Source organism: Pseudomonas aeruginosa, from assembly GCF_001457615.1.
GTDB classification, from domain to species: domain Bacteria; phylum Pseudomonadota; class Gammaproteobacteria; order Pseudomonadales; family Pseudomonadaceae; genus Pseudomonas; species Pseudomonas aeruginosa.
Genome location: NZ_LN831024.1, coordinates 1307658 through 1328915 on the forward strand (window position 1 = coordinate 1307658; position 21258 = coordinate 1328915).

General features: G+C 66.4%; 17 protein-coding genes. 14 read left to right on the forward strand and 3 right to left on the reverse strand.

Annotation, left to right across the window (positions count from 1 at the left end; genetic code table 11):
• Positions 1-158: 158 nt before the first annotated feature.
• The gene (locus tag AT700_RS06095; RefSeq protein WP_003129868.1) at positions 159-1388 is read right to left on the reverse strand and encodes a CaiB/BaiF CoA transferase family protein; all 1230 of its coding nucleotides are present in this window, start codon (positions 1386-1388) and stop codon (positions 159-161) included.
• A gap of 304 nt (positions 1389-1692) precedes the next feature.
• Here AT700_RS06095 and AT700_RS06100 point away from each other — a divergent pair, with 304 nt between their 5' ends.
• The 11 genes from AT700_RS06100 (at position 1693) to AT700_RS06150 (ending at position 17925) form a co-directional block, all read left to right on the forward strand.
• A complete protein-coding gene (locus AT700_RS06100; protein ID WP_003092612.1) occupies positions 1693-2313 on the forward strand; it encodes a YjfI family protein in 621 nt (206 codons plus the stop codon).
• 14 nt (positions 2314-2327) lie between these two features.
• The gene (locus AT700_RS06105) at positions 2328-3023 is read left to right on the forward strand and encodes a PspA/IM30 family protein (protein WP_003092609.1); all 696 of its coding nucleotides are present in this window, start codon (positions 2328-2330) and stop codon (positions 3021-3023) included.
• A 55-nt stretch (positions 3024-3078) separates the two neighbouring features.
• Positions 3079-3720 (forward strand): hypothetical protein, encoded by a 642-nt coding sequence (locus AT700_RS06110; RefSeq protein WP_003100672.1) that lies wholly within the window; start codon positions 3079-3081, stop codon positions 3718-3720.
• 35 nt (positions 3721-3755) lie between these two features.
• Entirely contained in the window at positions 3756-5822 is a 2067-nt protein-coding gene (locus AT700_RS06115) for a flotillin family protein (RefSeq protein ID WP_003113833.1), read from the forward strand.
• Positions 5823-5971: 149 nt separating this feature from the next.
• Positions 5972-11212, forward strand: coding sequence for a DNA repair ATPase (locus tag AT700_RS06120; protein WP_048520832.1), 5241 nt, complete (start codon positions 5972-5974; stop codon positions 11210-11212).
• Positions 11213-11230: 18 nt separating this feature from the next.
• A complete protein-coding gene (locus tag AT700_RS06125) occupies positions 11231-11923 on the forward strand; it encodes a phospholipase D-like domain-containing protein (RefSeq protein WP_003100680.1) in 693 nt (230 codons plus the stop codon).
• Positions 11924-12029: 106 nt separating this feature from the next.
• Complete coding sequence (locus tag AT700_RS06130; protein ID WP_003092594.1) at positions 12030-12569, forward strand: YaeQ family protein; 540 nt, start codon at positions 12030-12032, stop codon at positions 12567-12569.
• A gap of 43 nt (positions 12570-12612) precedes the next feature.
• Complete coding sequence (gene recJ / locus AT700_RS06135; RefSeq protein WP_003100681.1) at positions 12613-14328, forward strand: single-stranded-DNA-specific exonuclease RecJ; 1716 nt, start codon at positions 12613-12615, stop codon at positions 14326-14328.
• A 286-nt stretch (positions 14329-14614) separates the two neighbouring features.
• Positions 14615-16111 (forward strand): M4 family elastase LasB, encoded by a 1497-nt coding sequence (gene lasB / locus AT700_RS06140; RefSeq protein ID WP_048520833.1) that lies wholly within the window; start codon positions 14615-14617, stop codon positions 16109-16111.
• Positions 16112-16279: 168 nt separating this feature from the next.
• The gene (locus AT700_RS06145) at positions 16280-17386 is read left to right on the forward strand and encodes an NADH:flavin oxidoreductase/NADH oxidase (RefSeq protein WP_003119323.1); all 1107 of its coding nucleotides are present in this window, start codon (positions 16280-16282) and stop codon (positions 17384-17386) included.
• 188 nt (positions 17387-17574) lie between these two features.
• Positions 17575-17925, forward strand: coding sequence for a hypothetical protein (locus AT700_RS06150; RefSeq protein ID WP_003100685.1), 351 nt, complete (start codon positions 17575-17577; stop codon positions 17923-17925).
• A gap of 12 nt (positions 17926-17937) precedes the next feature.
• On the opposite strand, the gene nalC is transcribed toward AT700_RS06150, so the two are convergent.
• Entirely contained in the window at positions 17938-18579 is a 642-nt protein-coding gene (gene nalC, locus AT700_RS06155; RefSeq protein ID WP_003109635.1) for an efflux system transcriptional repressor NalC, read from the reverse strand.
• Between the two features lie 204 nt (positions 18580-18783).
• On the opposite strand from nalC, the gene AT700_RS06160 reads away from it, so the two are divergent.
• The 3 genes from AT700_RS06160 to AT700_RS06170 all read left to right on the forward strand — a co-directional run bounded on the left by AT700_RS06160 (position 18784) and on the right by AT700_RS06170 (position 20767).
• Complete coding sequence (locus AT700_RS06160; RefSeq protein WP_003100688.1) at positions 18784-19209, forward strand: hypothetical protein; 426 nt, start codon at positions 18784-18786, stop codon at positions 19207-19209.
• Positions 19210-19216: 7 nt separating this feature from the next.
• Positions 19217-19378 carry a MexR antirepressor ArmR gene (gene armR, locus AT700_RS06165; protein ID WP_003100689.1) on the forward strand — a complete coding sequence of 54 codons (162 nt, stop codon included), beginning with the start codon at positions 19217-19219 and terminating at the stop codon, positions 19376-19378.
• Between the two features lie 147 nt (positions 19379-19525).
• The gene (locus tag AT700_RS06170; protein ID WP_004351418.1) at positions 19526-20767 is read left to right on the forward strand and encodes a CynX/NimT family MFS transporter; all 1242 of its coding nucleotides are present in this window, start codon (positions 19526-19528) and stop codon (positions 20765-20767) included.
• 98 nt (positions 20768-20865) lie between these two features.
• Here the strand turns inward: AT700_RS06170 and AT700_RS06175 are convergent, their stop codons facing one another.
• Positions 20866-21207, reverse strand: a complete 342-nt coding sequence (locus tag AT700_RS06175) for an FKBP-type peptidyl-prolyl cis-trans isomerase (protein WP_003092567.1) — start codon at positions 21205-21207, stop codon at positions 20866-20868.
• Positions 21208-21258 lie beyond the last annotated feature (51 nt).

The following is a 21258-nucleotide window of genomic DNA, read 5'->3' on the forward strand; positions in this document are numbered from 1 at the left end:
GCATCGGGCGGTCAGGCCGAAGGCGCGCGCCGGTGCAGCGGCTCTTGCCGGATGGCGCCATGCTCGTGGAAGCGTGCGGATAACCCCCTCTCCCTGGCTGGATAGGGGAGAGGGGCCGCCCTGTCCGCGGAGCACCGATGAAGGGCTCCGCGTACCGTTCAGATGGCGCCTTCCCGGCGCAGGGCGGCGATGCCCTCGCTGTCGTAGCCCAGCTCGGCGAGCAGGGCATCGGTATGCTCGCCCAGTTCCGGGCCTACCCAATCCGCCGAGCCTGGCGTGGCGGACAGCTTGGGCACGATGCCAGGCATGCGGAATGGCTTGCCGTCCGGCAAGCGTGCCGAGAGGAACATCTCGCGGGCAAGGAATTGCGGATCGCGGAACATGTCTTCGGCGGAGTAGATTCGGCTGGCCGGGACTTCGGCTCGCGCCAGCACCGCCAGCACTTCCTCCAGGGGCTGCGAGGCGACCCAGCGGTCGATAACCCCATAGAGTTCGTCGCGGCGCGCATCGCGCCCGTCGTTGCTGGCCAGTCGCGGGTCGCTGGCCAGGTCGTCGCGGCCGATGGCCTGCATGAAGCGGCGGAAGATCGCGTCGCCGTTGGCGCCGATCTGTACGTGGCGGCCATCGGCGCTGGTGTGGATGGAGGAGGGGGTGATGCCCGGCATGATGTTGCCGGTGCGCTCGCGGATGAAACCGAACACGTCGAATTCCGGAACCATGCTTTCCATCATGGCGAAGATCGCCTCGTAGAGGGCGACGTCGACCATCTGTCCCTCGCCGCCGTTGACCTCGCGGTGTCGCAGCGCCATCAGCGCGCCGATCACGCCCCACAGGGCGGCGATCGAGTCGCCGATGGAAATCCCGGTGCGAACCGGCGGGCGGTCCTCGAAGCCGGTAATGTAGCGCAGTCCGCCCATCGACTCGCCGACCGCGCCGAAGCCCGGCTGGTCCTTGTAGGGGCCGGTCTGGCCGAAGCCCGACAGGCGCACCATCACCAGGCGCGGGTTCAGCGCGTGGAGGACATCCCAGCCCAGGCCGAGCTTTTCCAGTACGCCGGGGCGGAAGTTCTCGATCAGGATGTCGGCATCGCCGAGCAGGCGTTTCAGGATCGCCTGGCCTTCGGCGTGCTTGAGATTGAGGGTCAGGGATTTCTTGTTGCGTGCCTGAACGAACCACCACAGCGAGGTGCCTTCGTAGAGCTTGCGCCACTTGCGCAGTGGATCGCCGCCGTCGGGCGACTCGATCTTGATCACTTCGGCGCCGAACTCGGCGCAGATCCGCGAGGCGAAAGGGCCGGCGATCAGGGTGCCGAGCTCGACCACCTTCAGGCCGGCCAGCGGTTTGGGCGAATGTTCCATGCGGTGTCCGTCAGGCTGCAGTGTGCGCATAGCCTAGAGCATTTGCCGGCGGTGCGGGCGGGTGCCGCGGTAGGGTGAGACGTTTCCCGTTTTTTCCCGATATGCCCGGCGGTCCTTCAATTCCTTTTGCATAGAGGGTTTAATGCGGGAGTCGATACAGGATGTAGCGCGCCAGACACCGAGCCAGGGAGGCCCCTCGTGCCATTTCTTTCTCTCTTTCCTCCCCGTGTTTCTTTTCCATGCTCCGGCCGGCCCGGCGTAGATATGCGCGTGCGTTGGTTTTTATTACATGTGATCTGTTGAAATCTTACATGTGATCTCGTAGTGTGAGTCCATGCAACGGAAATCATCGGCCCATTATCAGCGTGTCTTTCGCCAGCGCCTGCGCGAGCAGGGCCTGGTGAAGAAGGAAGTCTGGATCTTGCCGGAGAACGCCGCGGCGCTCGCCGGCATCGAGCGGATGCTGCGTCGCCCGGCTGCCGGAGCGGCTCATTTGGAGAAGGAGGAAGACATGACGGAAGCCCGGGTATGGAACGCTCGCTCGCTGGCCGAGGCCCTGAGCGGCACCGAGCTGTTCAGCAGCGGCGAGGCCCAGATCGAGCTGATCGAGGGGGCGGAAGCGAGTCTCTACGTGATCATGCGCGAATACGGCGACCTGCCGGTGTTCGTCGCGCCCCAGGGCGAGCAGATCATCGTCGAGGCGCTGCTCTGGCCGGAAAGCGACGTTACCGACGCGACCGCCTTCAACGAAGAGGTCCTGCTCAGCCGGCAACTGTTCCCGCTGTCGAGCATCGGCCTGCTCAACCTGCCGGGCGAGGAGCGCTGCTACAGCATGTTCGGCGCGTTGAGCACGACTTCGTCGCTGGCCAGCGTGCTGCACGAAATCGAAACCCTGGCCGGCAACGTGATCCGCGCCACGGAAGTCTACGCCGGCTACCTGAAAGCCCGGGCCTGAGGGAGGACACCATCATGACGGTATGGAGCAAGCTGCTGAGCGCCCTGCGCGGCGGAGCCAACGAGGTTGGCGAGGCGATCGTCGACAGCCAGGCGCTGCGCATCCTCGACCAGGAGATCCGCGACGCCGACGTCGAACTGCGCAAGTCGCGGGAAGCGCTGGCCTCGATCATGGCCCGCCACCGCCTGGCCCAGGAGCGCGTCGAGAAGGGCGCGGCCCAGGTCGCCGAGTACGAGCAATACGCGATCAAGGCACTGGAGGCCGGCAACGAGGAGCTGGCCCGGGAGGTCGCGGAGAAGATCGCGACCCTGGAGAACCAGCTCGAGGGCGAGCGTGCCCAGGTCGCGGAATTCGCCGCCAGCGTAGCCCAGTTGCGCAAGTCGGTGAGCCAGGCCGAGGGCAACATCCGCCAGCTCAAGCAACAGGTGGATACGGTCAAGGCCACCGAGAGCGTGCAGAAGGCGCAGATGGCCGTTGCCCAGCGCTACGGCAACTCGAAGAGCAAGCTGCAGACCGCGGTGGACTCCCTGGAGCGGATCAAGCAGCGCCAGGCCGAACGCGCGGCGACCATGGATGCCGCGGCCGAACTGGCCAGCGCGGCGGCGCCGGACGATGCGCTGGACGCCAAGCTGCGCGCGGCTGGGATCAAGGCCTCGGGCAACAGCGTGGATGGCGTGCTGGCGCGCCTGAAGGAAAAGGGCAAGGCCTGATAGGCCCGCGGCCCGGCGAAGGCGTCCGGGCCCGTTTTTCAGGGATAGAGCGACAATGGAAGGTTTCCTGCAGACGGCGCTGTCGTTCCCGACCGTGCTGTTCAGCTTTCTTCTGATCTTAGCGATCATCTACTGGGGCATCGTCGCCCTGGGCATGGTCGAGATCGATGTGCTCGATCTCGACGCCGAGTCGGTCGTCGATGGCGCCGGCCAGGCCGAAGGCCTCGCCGCGCTGCTGGCGAAGCTGAAACTCAACGGCGTACCGGTCACCCTGGTGCTGACCCTGCTGTCCTTCTTCGCCTGGTTCCTCTGCTACTTCGTCCAGCTGTGGCTGCTCAGCGCATTGCCGCTCGGCTGGCTGCGCTACCCGTTGGGCGCCGTGGTGGCGGTGGGCGCGCTGTTCCTGGCGGCGCCGCTGGCGGCCACGCTGTGCCGGCCGTTGCGGCCGCTGTTCCGCAAGCTGGAAAGCACCAGCAGCAAGTCGGTGCTGGGCCAGGTCGCGGTGGTGCGCAGCGGGCGGGTCACCCTGCAACATGGCGAGGCGTTGCTGGAAGACGGCGGCGCCGGGCTGATCCTGAAAGTTCGTGCGGAAGAAAACAAAGGCTTCAAGCGCGGCGATCGCGTCGTGCTGCTGGAGTACCTGGAGGCGGAGCACGCCTATCGGGTCGTTACCGAGGAAGAGTTCCGCGGTATCTGACCCGGGCTCGGTGAGAATCAAGGAGAACTGCTGCTATGGATATGACGTCGCTGATGCCCCTCCTGCTGGGAGTGGGCCTGGTTGTTCTGCTGGTCGTGGGCCTGCTGGCCCTGTTCAAGGCCTTCTACATCAAGGTCCCGCAAGGCACCGCGCTGATCGTCAACGACATGTCGTCGACGCCCAAGGTGCATTTCACCGGTGCGCTGGTCTATCCGGTGATCCACCTGAAGGAGTTCATGCGCATCTCGCTGATCACCCTGGAGGTCGACCGGCGCGGCAAGGACGGCCTGATCTGCCGCGACAACATGCGCGCGGACATCACCGTTGCCTTCTACCTGCGGGTCAACGAGACCCAGGACGACGTGCTCAAGGTGGCCAAGGCCATCGGCGTCGACCGTGCTTCCGACCGTTCGGCGGTGAACGAGCTGTTCAATGCCAAGTTCTCCGAGGCGCTGAAGACCGTCGGCAAGCAGTTCGACTTCGTCCAGCTGTTCGAGAATCGCCAGGACTTCCGTGACCGCATCATCGAGGTGATCGGCAACGACCTGAACGGCTACGTCCTGGAAGACGTCGCCATCGACTACCTGGAGCAGACCGCGAAGAACTCGCTGGACCCGAGCAACATCCTTGATGCCGAGGGCATCCGCAAGATCACCGAGCTGACCGCCACCCAGAACGTCATCACCAACGAACTGGAGCGCAACGAAGAGCTGGCGATCAAGAAGAAGAACGTCGAGACCCGCGAGGCGGCCCTGGCCCTGGAGCGCCAGCAGGCTGACGCCGAGGCCCGGCAGAAGCGCGAGATCGAGACCATCCGTGCCCGCGAGGAAGCGGAAACCGCGCGGGTCAAGGAAGAGGAGCGGCTGAAGGCCGAGCAGGCGCGGATCCAGGCGCAGCAGGAAATCGACGTGCGCACCGAGAACCACCAGCGCGAGGTCGAGGTGGCGCAGCAGAACCGCCAGCGCGCGGTGGTCATCGAGGTGGAGAAGGTCACCCGCGCCAAGGACCTGGAGATCGTCGCCCGCGAGCGTGAGGTGGAGCTGCAGAAGATCGAGAAGGAAAAGGCGCTGGAAGAGCAGCGCAAGAACATTGCCAATGTGATTCGCGAGCGCGTCGCGGTGGAAAAGACCGTGGCCCAGGAGGAGGAGCGGATCAAGGAGGTGCGCGAGGTTTCCGAGGCCGAGCGGGTCAAGCAGGTGATACTGCTGCAGGCCCAGGCGGAAGCCGAGCAGGAGCTGGTACGCCAGGTCAAGCAGGCGGAAGCCGACGAGGCCCGCTCCAAGCACAAGGCGGTGGAAATCAACACCATGGCGCAGGCCGAGCTGGAGGCGGCGTCGAAGCAGGCCGAGGCGAAGAAGCGTCTGGCCGAGGGCATCGAGGCCGAGCGCGCAGCGCCGGGCCTGGCCGATGCGCGGGTGCTGGAAGTCACCGCCGCGGCGAAGGAAAAGGATGGCTTGGCAGCGGCGCGGGTACGTGCCGAACAACTGATCGCCGAAGCCAGGGGCGACGAAGAGCGCGGCCTGGCCGACGCCCGGGTGCTCGAGGCGCAGGCCGCGGCCAAGGAGAAGGACGGCCTGGCCGAAGCCAAGGTGCTGGCCGAGAAGCTCGGCGCCCAGGCGCGCGGCGAAGAGCAGCTCGGCGCGGCCAAGGCCAAGGCCACCAAGGACCAGGGCAGCGCGGAAGCGGAAGTACTGCTGCAGCGCCTGAATGCCGAGGCCGAGGGGCTTGGCAAGAAGTTCGGCGCCCTGGATGCCCTCAGCGACAGCGCTCGCCAGCACGAAGAGTTCCGCATGCAGCTGGAGAAGAGCTTCGAGGAGGCCATGGCGGCCATCGCCGCGAACAAGGACATCGCCAAGGACCAGGCCGAGGTGCTCGCCACCGCGCTGGGCAAGGCGAACATCGAGATCGTCGGCGGCGAGGGCGACTTCTTCAACTCCTTCGCCAAGTCGCTGTCGGTGGGCAAGGCCATCGAAGGTGTGGTCGGCAAGAGCCCGGTGGTGCAGGACGTTCTCGCCCGCCTGCTCAACGGCCGTGGCGCAGCCGCTGCGGTGATGCCGGAACGCAAGAGCGGCCACGAGAACGAGCCGGCGGCGGAAGTCTGAGTCGACCCGCAGCCTCCTCCGCCAACTGCGGAGGCGTTCCGCCCGCGCCCTGAGCGGCGCAGCCCCTGGCGTGGCCTGTTGGCTGCGCCCGGGGCAGGCCGCTCGGGCCGGTTTCCATCGATGACCGCCGTAGACCCAGGAAGACCAGGATGTCGGACACTCAAGCCGCAACTCCCGCGCAGGACGTATTGGACAAGGCCGTTGCCGAGGGCGGCGCCTACGAGGTGCTGCACAAGCGCCTGCTGGAGCAGGGCCAGCGCCTGCGGCAGACCGCCGAAAGGCTCAACGCCAGTCGCCTGGAGGAGTTCGGCGACAGCCAGATGGATGTGATCGGCCGGGTCCGCATCCGTACCGAGAACAACTGCATCGCCCGCGATATCGTCCAGGTCGGCGATTGCCTGCTGTTCGGCTACAACGTGTTCATCGGCCTGCGCAAGGAAACCGGCGTGGCCGACGTGTTCTCCCTCTACCGCCTGGTGGAGGGCAGCGAAGGCTACGAGGCGGAGCCTGTGCCACTGGGGGACAGCTTTCTCGCCGCGCCGGGCTTCGTCAACGACTTCAACGAGCTTTACACCTACTACAAGAACACCCGCCTGCTGCAACTGGCGATCCGCGACGGCAAGCTGCTGGCCAGCTTCCAGATCGGCGAGCGGATCACCGACATCCGCGTGTTCCGCTGGTCGATCTCCAGCGACGGTAGCGAAGTCCGCTACATCGACAACCGCGGCGAGCGCGACATCGCCTTGCCGGCACCGTTCGACTTCGAATGGCAGCGGGCTACCCGCGAGATGGTGGTGGAGGGCCGCTTCCCGCACCTGAACATCCTCGACACCCTGTTCGTCGAGACCATTGGCGGCGACCTGACCATCAAGGTCGAGAACAACACCGAGGTCGGCCTGGGCATCTATCGCGAAGAGGTGATGGACAAGACCCAGTCGCTGGACGACGCGCAGGTTGAGTTCGCCCGCCTCGGCAGCCTGCTGCTGCTCAAGGTCCTGCCCTATCGCGAGGAGCAGTGGCGCTACCTGGTGTTCAACAGCCTGACCGGCAAGGTCGAGCGCATCGACGCCATCGGCCTGGCCTGCATCCAGTTGCCGGAGGACCACGGGATCATCTTCCCCGGCGGCTACTACCTGCAGAACGGCGAGTACCGCACCTTCGAGCAATCCATGGAAGGCATGCGCTTCAAGCGCTCGGTACGCTCGCCCAACGGCGAGGACGTGCAGTACGTTTTCTACCATCCCGAGCAGGGGCGGAACGTGCTGCTCACCTACAACCTGATCAACCGCCAGTTGCAGAATCCGCTGTTCGGCCACGGCTACGCGCGCCTGGAGGACGGGCGCATGGTGATCTTCGCCGCCGAAGGCGAGGAACCGACCCGCATCCATCCGATGCAGGTCTGGCAGACGCCGTTCTGCACCGAGGAGTACGCGGCCCGCCAACCGGCGCGTAGCGGTTTTCTCGGGCGGATCGGCAATGCCGAGCTGGTGCGCGGCGTCTCCGACCTCTACGACTTGTGCCGGGAGATCGAGACCCCGGCGGTTTCGATCCAGCGCTACTCGCTGCTGTGCCAGAACACCCAGCGCCTGTTCGACGTCTACCACTGGCTCGGCAGCGACCAACTGGACGGCTTGGCGCCGCTGTTGCGCGAAGTGGCGGCGACCGCCGAGCTGGTGCTCGACGAGTACGAGAAGGTCGAAAGTATCCGCCGCCAGTCGGCCCAGGCGATGGTCGACGCGGAGGAGCGGCACAAGGCGCTCCTCTCCGGCTTGCTGCCCGACGGCTGGGACCGGGTGCAGCAGTTCGTCGACGGGCTCAACGGCATCACCGCCCAGCGTGGGTTGCTGCTGACCATCCGCGAGTACCGCTACATCGACGTGGCGCGACTCGACGCCATGGAGGCCGAACTGCTCGCGGCCCACGAGCGGGTGGCCGCCGCCACCGCGACCTTCCTCGCCAGCGAACAGGCCCTGCAGCCCTTGCTGGAGCGCCTGCAGAGCCTCGATGGCGAGGCGCAGAAAGCCGAGACCGTGGCCCAGCTCGGCGAGCCGCTGGCGGCCCTGGAGGCGATGGCCGGCGACCTCGACATGCTGTCCTCGCTGATGGCTTCGCTGCGCATCGACGACGCGACCCAGCGGACCCGCATCATCGAGTCGATCTCGGAGATCTACGCCCGCCTGAACCAGGCCAAGGCGCGCGCCGAGCAGCGGCGCAAGGGACTCGGTTCGAGCGAGACCGTGGCCCAGTTCGGCGCCCAGTTCAAACTGTTCGGCCAGGGCATCACCAACGCCCTGGCCCAGGCCCAGGACCCCGAGCGCTGCGACGAGCAACTGTCGCGCCTGCTGGTGCAACTGGAGGAACTGGAAAGCCAGTTCGGCGACCATGAGCAGTTCCTCGGCGACATCCTGGCCAAGCGCGAGGAGCTGCTGGAAACCTTCGAAGCGCACAAGCAGACCCTGCTCGACGAGCGCCAGCGCAAGGCCCAGGGACTGCTCGACGCCGCCCGGCGAATTCTCGACAGCCTGCAACGACGCACCGCGCGCTTCACCCAGGCGGAGGAACTGAACGCGTTCTTCGCCGCCGACCCGCTGATCCTCAAGTTGCGCGAACTGGCCGAACGTCTTCGCGAATTGAAGGACAGCGTCAAGGCCGACGACGTCGAGGCGCGCCTGAAGGCCGCGCGCGACCAGGCGGTCCGCGCATTGCGCGACAAGAGCGAGCTGTTCGAGGAGGGCGGCGACGTCATCCGCCTGGGCCCGCGCCACCGCTTCAGCGTCAACACCCAGGAACTCGACCTGACCCTGATGCCGCGCGGCGACGCGCTGTACCTGCACCTGACCGGCACCGATTTCCTCGAACCGCTGCAGGACCCGCGGCTCGATGAGTTGCGCGAGTTCTGGCAGGTGAACCTGGAATCCGAATCGGAGACGCTGTACCGCGCCGAATATCTCGCCGGCGAAGTGCTCGCCGCCGCCGACGCGGGCCGCGATGGCTTCAGCCTGGAGCGCTTGCAGGCGCTGCTGGCGCAGCCGGACGAGCTGGCGCGGGCGATCCGCGATTTCGCCGCACCGCGCTACAAGGAGGGCTACGAGAAAGGCATTCACGACCACGATGCGGCGGCGATCCTGGTTCGCCTGCTGCCGTTGCGCGAGAGCGCCGGACTGCTACGCTACGCACCCTCGGCGCGGGCCTTCGCCAGCCTGTTCTGGAGCCGCCGGCGCGAGGAGCGGGAAGTCGCCGGCTGGCCCGAGCGGGCACGCAGCAGCCGCAGCATCCAGCAGATGTTCGGTCGTGACGACGGCCTGCTCGCCCTTCGCGGCGAAGTGGCCGCGGCGATGCGTGCGCTGCTCGCCGGACAGCCCATCGCGCTGGACCCGCAGCATATCGACGAGGCGGCCGAGTACCTGGTCTGGGAATTGTCCGCCGAGCGTCCCGAATTCACCTTCAGCAAATATGCCCGGCAATTGCAGGAAGGACTCAAGCTGCGCCTGCAAGGCGCGCGTCTATGGGACGACTACCGGCAGACCCTGGAGCGTCTCGGCGAGCGGCCCGCCGCCCAGTGGGAACTGGCCGGCAACTGGCTGCGCGGACTATGTGGCGACGCCGAGTTCCAGCCGCTGGCGGCCTACCTGGACGAGGCGGTGGCGCTCTCGTTGCTGGACGAGGAGATGCCACGACGGATCACCGAGGTCGACCTGCGCTTCCAGGTCGACGGCCTGATGGGCGAGCATCCGCGCATCGTCGAACGCGGCCTGGCGCTGGCGGTGGACGACTTCTTCGGCCGCCTGCGTCGCCATCGCCAGCAGTTCCTGCCGGGGCTGCGGCGCTACCAGGCGCTGCGCCAGGAGATCGTCGAACGCGAGCGCGAGGCATTGCGCCTGGCCGAGTTCAAGCCGCGACCGCTGTCCTCGTTCGTTCGCAACAAGCTGATCAATGACGTCTACCTGGGTGTCATCGGCGACAACCTGGCCAAGCAGATGGGGACGGTGGGCGAGAACAAGCGCACCGACCTGATGGGCCTGCTGATGCTGATCTCCCCGCCAGGCTACGGCAAGACCACCCTGATGGAGTACGTGGCGCATCGCCTGGGGCTGATCTTCATGAAGATCAACGGTCCTGCCCTCGGCCACGAGGTGCGCTCGCTCGACCCCGGGCAGGCGCCGGACGCGACTTCGCGGCAGGAACTGGAGAAGCTCAACCTGGCGCTGGAGATGGGCAACAACGTGATGCTCTATGTCGACGACATCCAGCACACCCATCCGGAGTTCCTGCAGAAGTTCATCTCCCTCTGCGACGGCACGCGCCGGGTGGAAGGGGTGTGGAAGGGCTGGACCAAGACCTACGACATGCGTGGGCGGAAGTTCTGCGTGGTGATGGCGGGCAACCCCTACACCGAGTCCGGCGAGGTCTTCCGCATTCCCGACATGCTCGCCAACCGCGCCGACATCTACAACCTCGGCGACACCCTCAGCGGCATGCAGGAGGCGTTCTCCCTCAGCTACATCGAGAACGCCCTGACCTCCAACCCGGTTCTCGCGCCGCTGGCCACCCGCGACATGGCCGACGTCTATCGCTTCGTCGCCAAGGCCGAGGGCAAGCCGTTCTCCAGCAACGAGCTGGCCCACGGCTACAGCGGTGCCGAGATCAACGAGATCAGCAGCACCCTGCAACGCCTCATGCAGGTGCGCGACGTGGTGCTCAAGGTCAACCAGCAGTACATCGCCAGCGCCGCCCAGGCCGACCAGTACCGCAGCGAGCCGCCGTTCAAGCTGCAGGGCAGCTACCGCAACATGAACAAGATGGCGGAGAAGATCTCCGCGGTGATGAACGATGCCGAGCTGCTGCAACTGATCGCCGACCACTACCAGGGCGAGTCGCAACTGCTGACCACCGGAGCCGAGGAGAACCTGCTGAAGCTCGCCGAACTGCGCGGCAACCAGAGCCCCGAGCAGGCCGAGCGCTGGGCGCAGATCAAGCGTGACTTCCTGCGCAACAAGTCCATGGGCGGCAGCGACGCCGACGTCGGCGGACGGCTGGTTGCGCAGCTCAACGACCTTGTGGAAAGCGTCCGTGGCCTGGCTCGCGAACCCCAGCCGGTACAACCGGCGCCCTGGGACGAGTTGTTGGCTGGATTGCGCCAGCTCGGCCAGGGTGCGCCGGCGCTGAACGTCGAGGTGACGGCGCCTGCGCAGCCGGGCGTGCAGCAGGTGCTGGAGAGCCTTGCCGCCTGCCTGCAGGACAGTTTCCTGCCGCTGATCAAGGTGATGGACCGCAAGATCGACGTCGACCTGCGCACGCACAACCGCATCAACGAGATATCCAGCCGCCTCGACGAACTGGGCCGGTTGCTGGGCGGCGAGCAGAGGCCGCTGGAGAACGATCAACCCTGAGGACACGAGGAGCGGGAAATGGACTTCGACGGATTGGACCGCCAGCTGCGCGACAGCCTGGCCGATCTGAAGCTGAGCAACGAGGAGCGGGACGAACTGCGCCAACTGGGCAGCGAGCTGGCACCCGACCAGGTGCGTTTCCTGCGCAACCGTGCCTTCGACCTGGTGCGTGAGCTGGTCCTCCTGGAGGAGCAGGGCGAACGGATAGCCGCCCTGAAGTGGCTGGAGCAGGTGGTGCGCACCCTGGAGGTTACCGCGGCGCCGCCGCGCAGCCGCGCCAGCGCCTATTTCAGTCCCGGCGAGGAGTGTCGGCGGAAGATCCGCGAACTGTGCCGGCAGGCCAGGCAGAGCCTGGACATCTGCGTGTTCACCATCTCCGACGACCAGCTCAGTGCGGAAATCCTGGCCTGCCATCGGCGCGGCGTTCCGGTGCGGATCATCAGCGACGATGACAAGCAGTTCGACGAAGGCAGCGACATCCATGCGCTGCGCGAGGCCGGCGTGCCGCTGCGAATCGACGACAGTCCCTTCCACATGCACCACAAGTTCGCCCTGGTGGATGGCGCCTGGCTGCTCAACGGCAGTTTCAACTGGACCCGCAGCGCCAGCGTCAACAACGAAGAGAACCTGCTGGTAACCGACGACGCCGTGCTGATCGGCGCCTATCGGCGCGAGTTCGAGGAACTCTGGGGCCGCTACGCCCCGCGCTGAGCGGCAGCGACGCGAGAAAGGCAGGGCAGGCGGTCGGCCGGCGGACCGCACGCGGGCGGGTTTCAGGTTAGACTTGCGCCCTTTCGCTTCCCACGCCGGTATTCCCATGGCCCTGCAATCCACGCCCTATAAAGCCGATATTTCCCTCACCGACCTGGACCGCGGGGTCTACGAGACGTTGCGCCTGACCGTGGCCCGGCACCCCTCCGAGACCGAGGAGCGCCTGGCCGTGCGCTTGCTGGCCTACGTGCTGTGGTACGGCGAGCAGATCGCCTTCGGGCGTGGCCTGTCGGACGTGGACGAACCGGCGCTCTGGGAAAAGAGCCTGGACGGCCGGGTCCTGCACTGGATCGAAGTCGGCCAGCCGGACGCCGAGCGCATCACCTGGTGCTCGCGTCGCTGCGAGCGCTTCAGCCTGCTCGCCTATGGCAACCTGCGGGTCTGGCAGACCAAGGTGCTGGACAGCGTGCGCAGCCTGAAGAACATCAACGTCGCGGCAGTGCCCCAGGAACCCCTGGAGAGCCTGTCCCGCGACCTGCCGCGTTCGATCAACTGGACCGTGATGATCAGCGAGGGCACCCTGTTCGTCACCGACGAGAACGGCCAGCACGAGTTGCAGCTGGAGTGGCTGCAGGGCGAGCGTTGATCGCCGCCGCCGTTTCCTTCCGTCGAGCCGAACGAGTGACCTGATGCGTATCGAACCCCGCCCCCTGCCCGAAACCCTGCCCGATCTCGGCGACCTTCCGCCATTGCTGGCGCGCCTGTACGCGGCTCGTGGCGTGCGTTGCGCCGAGGAGCTGGACAAGGGCCTGGCGCGGCTGATTCCCTACCAGCGGCTGAAAGGCATCGAAGAGGGCGTGGCGCTGCTGGTGGACGCCCTGGAGGGCGGCCAGCGGATTCTCATCGTCGGCGACTTCGACGCCGACGGCGCCACCGCCAGCAGCGTCGGCGTGCTGGCCCTGCGCATGCTCGGCGCGGCCTGGGTCGATTACCTGGTGCCGAACCGCTTCGAGTACGGCTACGGCCTGACCCCGGAGATCGTCGGCGTGGCCCTGGAGAAGCGTCCCGACCTGCTGGTGACGGTGGACAACGGCATCTCCAGCGTGGACGGCGTCCAGGCGGCGAAAGCCGCGGGGCTCAAGGTGCTGGTCACCGACCACCACCTGCCTGGCCCGGAACTGCCGGCGGCGGATGCGATCATCAACCCCAACCAGCCGGGCTGCGAATTCCCCAGCAAGGCCATGGCCGGGGTCGGGGTGATCTTCTATGTGATGCTGGCGTTGCGGGCGCGCCTGCGCGAGCTGGACTGGTTCGCCCGGCGCGGGCTGAAGGAACCGAACCTCGCCGAGCTGCTCGACCTGGTGGCGCTGGGCAGCGTCGCCGATGTGGTGCCGCTCGATGCCAACAACCGCATCCTGGTCCACCAGGGCCTCGCGCGCATCCGCGCCGGCCGCGCCCGGCCGGGCTTGCGCGCGCTGCTGGAGGTGGCCGGGCGGCCTCCGGTACGGATCACCTCCACCGACCTGGGTTTCATCCTCGGTCCGCGCCTGAACGCGGCGGGTCGGCTCGACGACATGTCCCTCGGCATCGAATGCCTGCTCTGCGACGACGAAGCGCTGGCCCGCGACATGGCGGTGCAGCTCGACCAGTTGAACCAGGACCGCAAGGCCATCGAGCAGGGTATGCAGCGCGAGGCGCTGGCGCAGCTCAAGGAGCTGAGCCTGGAGCAACTGCCGTTCGGCTTGTGCCTGTTCGACGCCGACTGGCACCAGGGCGTGATCGGAATCCTCGCCTCGCGCCTGAAGGAGCGTTACCACCGGCCGACCATCGCCTTCGCCGATGCCGGCGACGGCAGCCTGAAAGGCTCGGCACGGTCGATTCCCGGCTTCCACATCCGCGACGCGCTGGACGCGGTAGCCGCCCGTCATCCCGGGCTGATCAGCAAGTTCGGCGGCCACGCGATGGCTGCCGGACTATCGTTGCCGCAGGAAAACTTCGGCGCTTTCTCCGCCGCCTTCGATGCCGAAGTACGCCGCCAACTGGCCGAGGAGGACCTGGCCGGGCGCCTGCTCTCCGATGGCCAGTTGAGCATCCAGGAGTTCCACCTGGAGTTGGCGCGCGCGTTGCGCCAGGCCGGTCCCTGGGGCCAGCACTTTCCCGAGCCGATGTTCCACGGGGTGTTCCAGCTGGTGCAGCAGCGGATCGTCGGCGAGCGTCACCTGAAGCTGGTGCTGAAAAGCGAATGCGGCTCGCTGCAACTGGATGGCATTGCCTTCAACATCGACCGCGAGCAGTGGCCCAACCCTACCGTGCGCTGGGCCGAGCTGGCCTACAAGCTCGACGTCAACGAATTCCGCGGCCAGGAAAGCGTGCAACTGATGATCGTCCACATGGCTCCTCGCTGAACGCGCCACGGGGCCACGGGCAACCTAGCTGCCCCCTGCTTTTCTGTTAGCTATTCCAGCGAAAACATACAGATTTCCGGCGAAATCAAGGCTACCTGCCAGTTCTGGCAGGTTTGGCCGCGGGTTCTTTTTGGTACACGAAAGCACCGTCGAAAACGGGACCGAGCCAGGGGAGTGCAGTTCCTTCTACCCGAAGGACTGATACGGCTGTTCCGATCAGCCCACAAGGCGGCGGTAAGCGTCGGCCGAGTACTTCGGCCTGAAAAAACCAGGAGAACTGAACAAGATGAAGAAGGTTTCTACGCTTGACCTGTTGTTCGTTGCGATCATGGGTGTTTCGCCGGCCGCTTTTGCCGCCGACCTGATCGACGTGTCCAAACTCCCCAGCAAGGCTGCCCAGGGCGCGCCCGGCCCAGTCACCTTGCAAGCCGCGGTCGGCGCTGGCGGTGCCGACGAACTGAAAGCGATCCGCAGCACGACCCTGCCCAACGGCAAGCAGGTCACCCGCTACGAGCAATTCCACAACGGCGTACGGGTGGTCGGCGAAGCCATCACCGAAGTCAAGGGTCCCGGCAAGAGCGTGGCGGCGCAGCGCAGCGGCCATTTCGTCGCCAACATCGCTGCCGACCTGCCGGGCAGCACCACCGCGGCGGTATCCGCCGAGCAGGTGCTGGCCCAGGCCAAGAGCCTGAAGGCCCAGGGCCGCAAGACCGAGAATGACAAAGTGGAACTGGTGATCCGCCTGGGCGAGAACAACATCGCCCAACTGGTCTACAACGTCTCCTACCTGATTCCCGGCGAGGGACTGTCGCGGCCGCATTTCGTCATCGACGCCAAGACCGGCGAAGTGCTCGATCAGTGGGAAGGCCTGGCCCACGCCGAGGCGGGCGGCCCCGGCGGCAACCAGAAGATCGGCAAGTACACCTACGGTAGCGACTACGGTCCGCTGATCGTCAACGACCGCTGCGAGATGGACGACGGCAACGTCATCACCGTCGACATGAACGGCAGCACCGACGACAGCAAGACCACGCCGTTCCGCTTCGCCTGCCCGACCAACACCTACAAGCAGGTCAACGGCGCCTATTCGCCGCTGAACGACGCGCATTTCTTCGGCGGCGTGGTGTTCAAACTGTACCGGGACTGGTTCGGCACCAGCCCGCTGACCCACAAGCTGTACATGAAGGTGCACTACGGGCGCAGCGTGGAGAACGCCTACTGGGACGGCACGGCGATGCTCTTCGGCGACGGCGCCACCATGTTCTATCCGCTGGTGTCGCTGGACGTGGCGGCCCACGAGGTCAGCCACGGCTTTACCGAGCAGAACTCCGGGCTGATCTACCGCGGGCAATCAGGCGGAATGAACGAAGCGTTCTCCGACATGGCCGGCGAGGCAGCCGAGTTCTACATGCGCGGCAAGAACGACTTCCTGATCGGCTACGACATCAAGAAGGGCAGCGGTGCGCTGCGCTACATGGACCAGCCCAGCCGCGACGGGCGATCCATCGACAACGCGTCGCAGTACTACAACGGCATCGACGTGCACCACTCCAGCGGCGTGTACAACCGTGCGTTCTACCTGTTGGCCAATTCGCCGGGCTGGGATACCCGCAAGGCCTTCGAGGTGTTCGTCGACGCCAACCGCTACTACTGGACCGCCACCAGCAACTACAACAGCGGCGCCTGCGGGGTGATTCGCTCGGCGCAGAACCGCAACTACTCGGCGGCTGACGTCACCCGGGCGTTCAGCATCGTCGGCGTGACCTGCCCGAGCGCGTTGTAAGCTCGGTGGTCCCGGCTGGCACTCCAGGAAGGAATGCCGGTCGGGGTCGCTCAAGCCGTCTTCCGCCAGGAGGGCGGCTGCTTTATGTCGCTTGGGCCGTTGGCCTCCGCGAACCCGGTCTAAAGTTCAGGTGTGAGCTTTATTCCAAGACCGACCGGGAGTCCTGCCATGAGTCTGCTGTTCGAGCCTCTTAGCCTGCGTCAAATCACCTTGCCCAACCGCATCGCCGTATCGCCCATGTGCCAGTACTCGGCGCAGGAGGGCCTGGCCAACGACTGGCATCTCGTGCACCTGGGCAGCCGCGCGGTGGGCGGCGCCGGCCTAGTGATAGTCGAAGCCACCGCGGTGTTGCCCGAGGGGCGCATCACCGCTGACGACCTCGGCATCTGGAGCGACGCGCATGTCGAGCCGTTGCATCGCATCACCCGTTTCATCGAGTCCCAGGGCGCGGTCGCCGGGGTCCAGCTGGCCCACGCCGGGCGCAAGGCGAGTACCTGGCGGCCGTGGCTGGGCAAGCACGGCAGCGTGCCGATCAGCGACGGCGGCTGGATACCGGTGGCGCCGTCGGCGATCCCGTTCGATCCCCAGCACACGACCCCCGAGGCCCTGAGCGAGGCGCAGATCGAGGCGCTGGTGCAGGCCTTCGTACGCGCCGCCGAGCGCTCCCTGGCTGCCGGCTTCAAGGTCGCGGAGGTGCATGCGGCCCACGGCTACCTGTTGCATCAGTTCCTCTCGCCGCTGTCGAACCAGCGTCGCGACCAGTACGGCGGCTGCTTCGAGAACCGCATCCGCCTGCTTCTGCAGGTCACCGCCGCGGTGCGCAAGGCCTGGCCGCAAGAGTTGCCGCTATTCGTGCGGCTGTCCGCCACCGACTGGGTGGAGGATGGCTGGAACCCCGACGAGACCGTGGAACTGGCCCGGCGCCTGAAGGACCTGGGCGTGGACCTGATCGACGTGTCTTCCGGCGGTACCGCGGCGAATGCGGAAATCCCGGTAGGACCGGGCTACCAGACCGAGTTCGCCGAACGGGTGAAGAAGGAAGCCGGCATCGCCAGCGGCACGGTGGGCATGATCACCGAGCCTGTGCAGGCCGAGCATATCCTGCGCACCGGTCAGGCCGACCTGATCCTGCTTGCCCGTGAACTGCTGCGCGATCCGTACTGGCCGTTGCACGCCGCCGACGAACTGCGCAACGAGCAGATGCCCTGGCCGCCGCAGTACCTGCGAGCCGCTCATCGCAGCACGCCGCCGCGCAAATCCCTGGAAATGCAGTGAGCCGTCGGGGCCGTCGGCGCGGCGAGGCGCTGGCGGCCCACCTGATGGAAACCTTTGCCGACCTTGGCGGTCTGCCTGGCATCAGGAAATCAACCTGAGCGTTTCGTGGGAGATATTGCGTAATGGCAATATGATGTTATTCTCCCGCGACGTTCGCTCCGGACCGCACTTCGAGAAAGGATGCTCGCATGCACGCCAACGCCGGTTCTCCCCACGCCTCCCTGCCTGACAGCGATGTCGCCCTGCTGGCCAATATCCTGGTCCTGGCGACACGCAACATGAACAACATGACCACCATGCTGGCGCACCTTTCGGTGGAGCTCAGCCAGAGCGAAGAGCCACGCCTGCAACGGGTCGGTCATCGGGTCCTGAACGAACTCTCGGAGCTGGGGGCCGCCCTGGAGACCCAGTGGGACCTGATCGGCGCGCTGGCGCGTTTCTCACCCCTGCTCGAACGTACCCTGCCGCGCCAGGAACCCCTGGTCACCGAGATCCACCTCACCGAACTGCCGGGCCAGGCGCTGCCGCCCTCCGCCTGAACTGCGCGTCGCTCAGCCCTGCGCGGGGCGCTGCGACAGGTGTTCCAGGTAGCAGGCGATGATGTCCACCGACAGCTTGAGGCGGGTTTCCAGCAGCGCCATGGTCGGCTGGAAGTCGGCCACGCTGAGGGCCTTGAGGAACAGGTCGGCCTTGAGCATCTCGAGAAACTGGCAGGCCACCGCGTAGAGCGTTTCCTCGTCCATGTGAGGAGCGACCGCGGCCAGTCGCTCGCTGAGCAGCAGATAGCTCTGCTGCGGCCCCTGCTCGTAGAAGGACTTGCCGATCGCCGGAAACCGAGGGGATTCCGCCACCACCAGGCGATAGAGGCTCTGGCAGCGGGGATCGAGCAGGCTGGTGAGAAAGCGCCGGCCGAAATGCTCGAGGGTGGCGCTCAGCGTGGCGGCGGGGCGCGGCTGATCGGCGCTGTCGTCGAAGATTTCCTCGATCATGTGGGCGATCACCGCGGCGAACAGGCCCTCCTTGCCGCCGAAGGAGCTGTACAGGGTCCCCCGTGAACCACCGGCCCGTTCTATCACCATGTCCAGGGTGGTGCCTTCGAAACCGTGTTCGAGAAAGGCCTGGGTGGCGGCGTCGAGCATGGCGCGGCGGCGTTGCCTGCCGCGTTCGGTCAGACGGGGAGAAGCATCGTTCATGAGCGGTATCGGGCCTCGCGGGGTGGCGGTCGGAAGGTGCGCATGGTGGGCCGTCGGGACGGTCCGTTCAAGCCTCCAGGCGGTTTGCTGAGAGCGTTTCTCGTTAGGGTTGACGCTGGTCATTTAAGAACTGTATCGTACAGTACTGTTTTGGCAAGCACTTCCGCTCATTCCTCCGCCTTGCCTCCCCGCAGGAGTCCCCCCATGAATGCCCCCGCTAAGAGCCTGTTGGATATCGATGCCTTTCCCTTGGTCCAGGTCCGCGAGATGCCCCGCGAGCTGGCCGATGTCGAGCGCTGGTTGGAGGAGGTCGAGGCGCTGCTGGCCGTCGAGCGCGATTTCGCCCTGGTCTATCCGCCGCTCCCGCAGGAAACAGCTGAAGGCGACCAGCAGGCGCGCAAGCGCCTGGTGTTGTGGCTCAAGGAAAATCGCCAGCGCTTCGTCGAGCATTGCCGGGGCATCCTGCTCAGTGCCAACGGCCAGCCGGACAACCTCGCCGACCTGCAGCAACTGGCGCCGGTGCTGCAGGCTGTCTACGGCCCGCCGGTGAGCGTGGCGCCGGACCTGGCGTCCGCCCGCGGTATGGCGAAGGCACTGCTGAGCGGGCCGGCGACGGGGATGAACTGGTGACGCCGCCATGTCCCTGAACACTCCGCGCAACAAACCGTCCCGCACCGAGACCGAAGCTGTCGCTGCCAGCTCGGGACGATCCGCCGTCGGCCGGCGGGATTACACCGAGCAGCTGCGCCGGGCAGCCCGGCGCAATGCCTGGGACCTCTACGGCGAGCACTTCTACTGAGCGGGCGTGCCGGATTGCCATTGGTGCGGGCGATGGAACACATCGTTTGATTCCTGGGCTCTTTACCTCAAGTTAACTTGAGCTATCAGAATCCGCGCAGAGCGTCTGGCGATCTTGCCGGGCGCCACTCCATGCCCGGAGGCAACGATGGATAGCCCGTCCACTCTCGCTCGTCCGCACCCCCAGGCCAGCCCGCGATGGCTGGCAGTTGCCAATGTGATCTTCGCCGGCATCGCCGCTGCCCTGCATGTCGGCAAGGCGACCATCGCCCTGCCGTCGCTGCAACGGAGCTTCGGCGGCGACCTCGCCGCGCTGAGCTGGATCATGTCCGCCTTTCCGTTCGTCGGCGTATTCGGCGGCATCGCCGCCGGCCTCCTGGTGCGTCGTTGGGGAGATCGCCGGCTGCTGACCGTTGGGCTGGCGATTCTCGGCGGGGCGAGCCTGCTCGGTGCGTCGATGCAGGACTTCGCCTGGTTGCTTGCCACTCGCTTCGTCGAGGGGCTCGGTTTCCTCATCGTGGTAGTGGCGGCGCCCGCCGTGTTGCACAGGATCACCAGCGAGACGCGGCGCAGCGTGGTGTTCGGTCTGTGGAGCACCTTCATGGCAGGCGGAATCGCCCTCTCGATGCTGTTCGGGCCGCTGCTCGCGGACTGGCGTGCCGACTGGCAACTGAGCGCACTGCTGGTACTGGTCGCGGCGCTGCTGCTGCCGCTCAGCGTCCCTGCCGACGATGGGTGCAGGGCGGCAGGCGTGAGGCCGGCCGGTCTTGGCACGTTGCTCAAGGTTCCGGCGATCACCCTGCTGGCGCTCGGCTTCACCACCTACAACCTGCAGTTCTTCGCCCTGATGACGTTCCTCCCCGTGTTCCTCATGCAGCGCCTGGGCGTCGCCCTGGAGACTGCGGGACTCATCGGCGCGGCCATCGTCGCGGCGAACGCCCTGGGCAATGTCGCGGCGGGCTTCATCCTTTCCCGCGGCATACGTCCCGGCGCCTTGCTGGCGAGCACCGCGATCCTGATGGGACTCACCGGTGCGGCGTTCTTCCATGCCGCGACGCCGGGACTCCTGGCGATTGCGCTGGGGTTCGTCTTCTCGGCGGTCGCCGGCATGCTCCCCACCACCGTGCTGGCGACCGCGCCGCTGGCCTCGCCCGCGCCTTCGCTGACGCCACTGGCCATCGGCTGGGTAATGCAGGGCAACTACCTGGGGCAGGTGATCGGCCCCTTGCTGATCGGCCTGATCGTCAGCCGTTTCGACTGGTCGGGCGCGATCGGCCTGATGCTGGTCGCGGGCGCGGCGGGGGCCGTCCTGGGGTTCTGCCTGCTGCGTGCGCTGGACGGCCTGCCTCGCGCCATTGCCACGGGTTCCGCGGCTCGCCCCGCGGATTAGAAGAGAAACCGGCTTCGTGCAGGGCGGGTAGCCGAGCGACTATTCGTCCTGCGCATTGGTTCGGCACGGGCGGCCAGAGGCCGCCGCCGTCCCTCGGCTCAGTCGTCGCGGGTGAGCACTTCCAGCAGTTCGATCTCGAACAGCAGGTTGGAGTGGGGCTTGATGTGCGCGCCGACCTGCCGTTCGCCGTAGGCCAGGTGGGAAGGGACGAACAGCCGTCGCTTGCCACCGACCTTCATGCCCATCAGGCCCTGGTCCCAACCCTTGATCACTCGTCCGGTGCCGATCACGCACTGGAATGGCCGGCCGCGCTCGTAGGAGGAGTCGAACAGCGTGCCGTCTTCCAGGGTGCCCTTGTACTGGGTGGTGATCAGCGCACCCTTCACTACCTCCTTGCCGTCGCCCAGGAGGAGGTCTTCGATCTGCAGTCGGTCGTTCATGGGGCGGTACCTGCGCGGTTTGCGGAAAGCCGCGATTCTGCCAGCAAGCGC

Coding starts and splice junctions, on each gene's coding strand:
- lasB (WP_048520833.1), top strand. CDS start 14,615: ATGAAGAAGGTTTCTACGCTTGACCTGTTGTTCGTTGCGATCATGGGT.
- AT700_RS06110 (WP_003100672.1), top strand. CDS start 3,079: ATGGAAGGTTTCCTGCAGACGGCGCTGTCGTTCCCGACCGTGCTGTTC.
- AT700_RS06130 (WP_003092594.1), top strand. CDS start 12,030: ATGGCCCTGCAATCCACGCCCTATAAAGCCGATATTTCCCTCACCGAC.
- AT700_RS06120 (WP_048520832.1), top strand. CDS start 5,972: ATGTCGGACACTCAAGCCGCAACTCCCGCGCAGGACGTATTGGACAAG.
- AT700_RS06160 (WP_003100688.1), top strand. CDS start 18,784: ATGAATGCCCCCGCTAAGAGCCTGTTGGATATCGATGCCTTTCCCTTG.
- AT700_RS06145 (WP_003119323.1), top strand. CDS start 16,280: ATGAGTCTGCTGTTCGAGCCTCTTAGCCTGCGTCAAATCACCTTGCCC.
- AT700_RS06100 (WP_003092612.1), top strand. CDS start 1,693: ATGCAACGGAAATCATCGGCCCATTATCAGCGTGTCTTTCGCCAGCGC.
- AT700_RS06170 (WP_004351418.1), top strand. CDS start 19,526: ATGGATAGCCCGTCCACTCTCGCTCGTCCGCACCCCCAGGCCAGCCCG.
- AT700_RS06125 (WP_003100680.1), top strand. CDS start 11,231: ATGGACTTCGACGGATTGGACCGCCAGCTGCGCGACAGCCTGGCCGAT.
- AT700_RS06150 (WP_003100685.1), top strand. CDS start 17,575: ATGCACGCCAACGCCGGTTCTCCCCACGCCTCCCTGCCTGACAGCGAT.
- recJ (WP_003100681.1), top strand. CDS start 12,613: ATGCGTATCGAACCCCGCCCCCTGCCCGAAACCCTGCCCGATCTCGGC.
- armR (WP_003100689.1), top strand. CDS start 19,217: ATGTCCCTGAACACTCCGCGCAACAAACCGTCCCGCACCGAGACCGAA.
- nalC (WP_003109635.1), bottom strand. CDS start 18,579: ATGAACGATGCTTCTCCCCGTCTGACCGAACGCGGCAGGCAACGCCGC.
- AT700_RS06115 (WP_003113833.1), top strand. CDS start 3,756: ATGGATATGACGTCGCTGATGCCCCTCCTGCTGGGAGTGGGCCTGGTT.
- AT700_RS06175 (WP_003092567.1), bottom strand. CDS start 21,207: ATGAACGACCGACTGCAGATCGAAGACCTCCTCCTGGGCGACGGCAAG.
- AT700_RS06105 (WP_003092609.1), top strand. CDS start 2,328: ATGACGGTATGGAGCAAGCTGCTGAGCGCCCTGCGCGGCGGAGCCAAC.
- AT700_RS06095 (WP_003129868.1), bottom strand. CDS start 1,388: ATGCGCACACTGCAGCCTGACGGACACCGCATGGAACATTCGCCCAAA.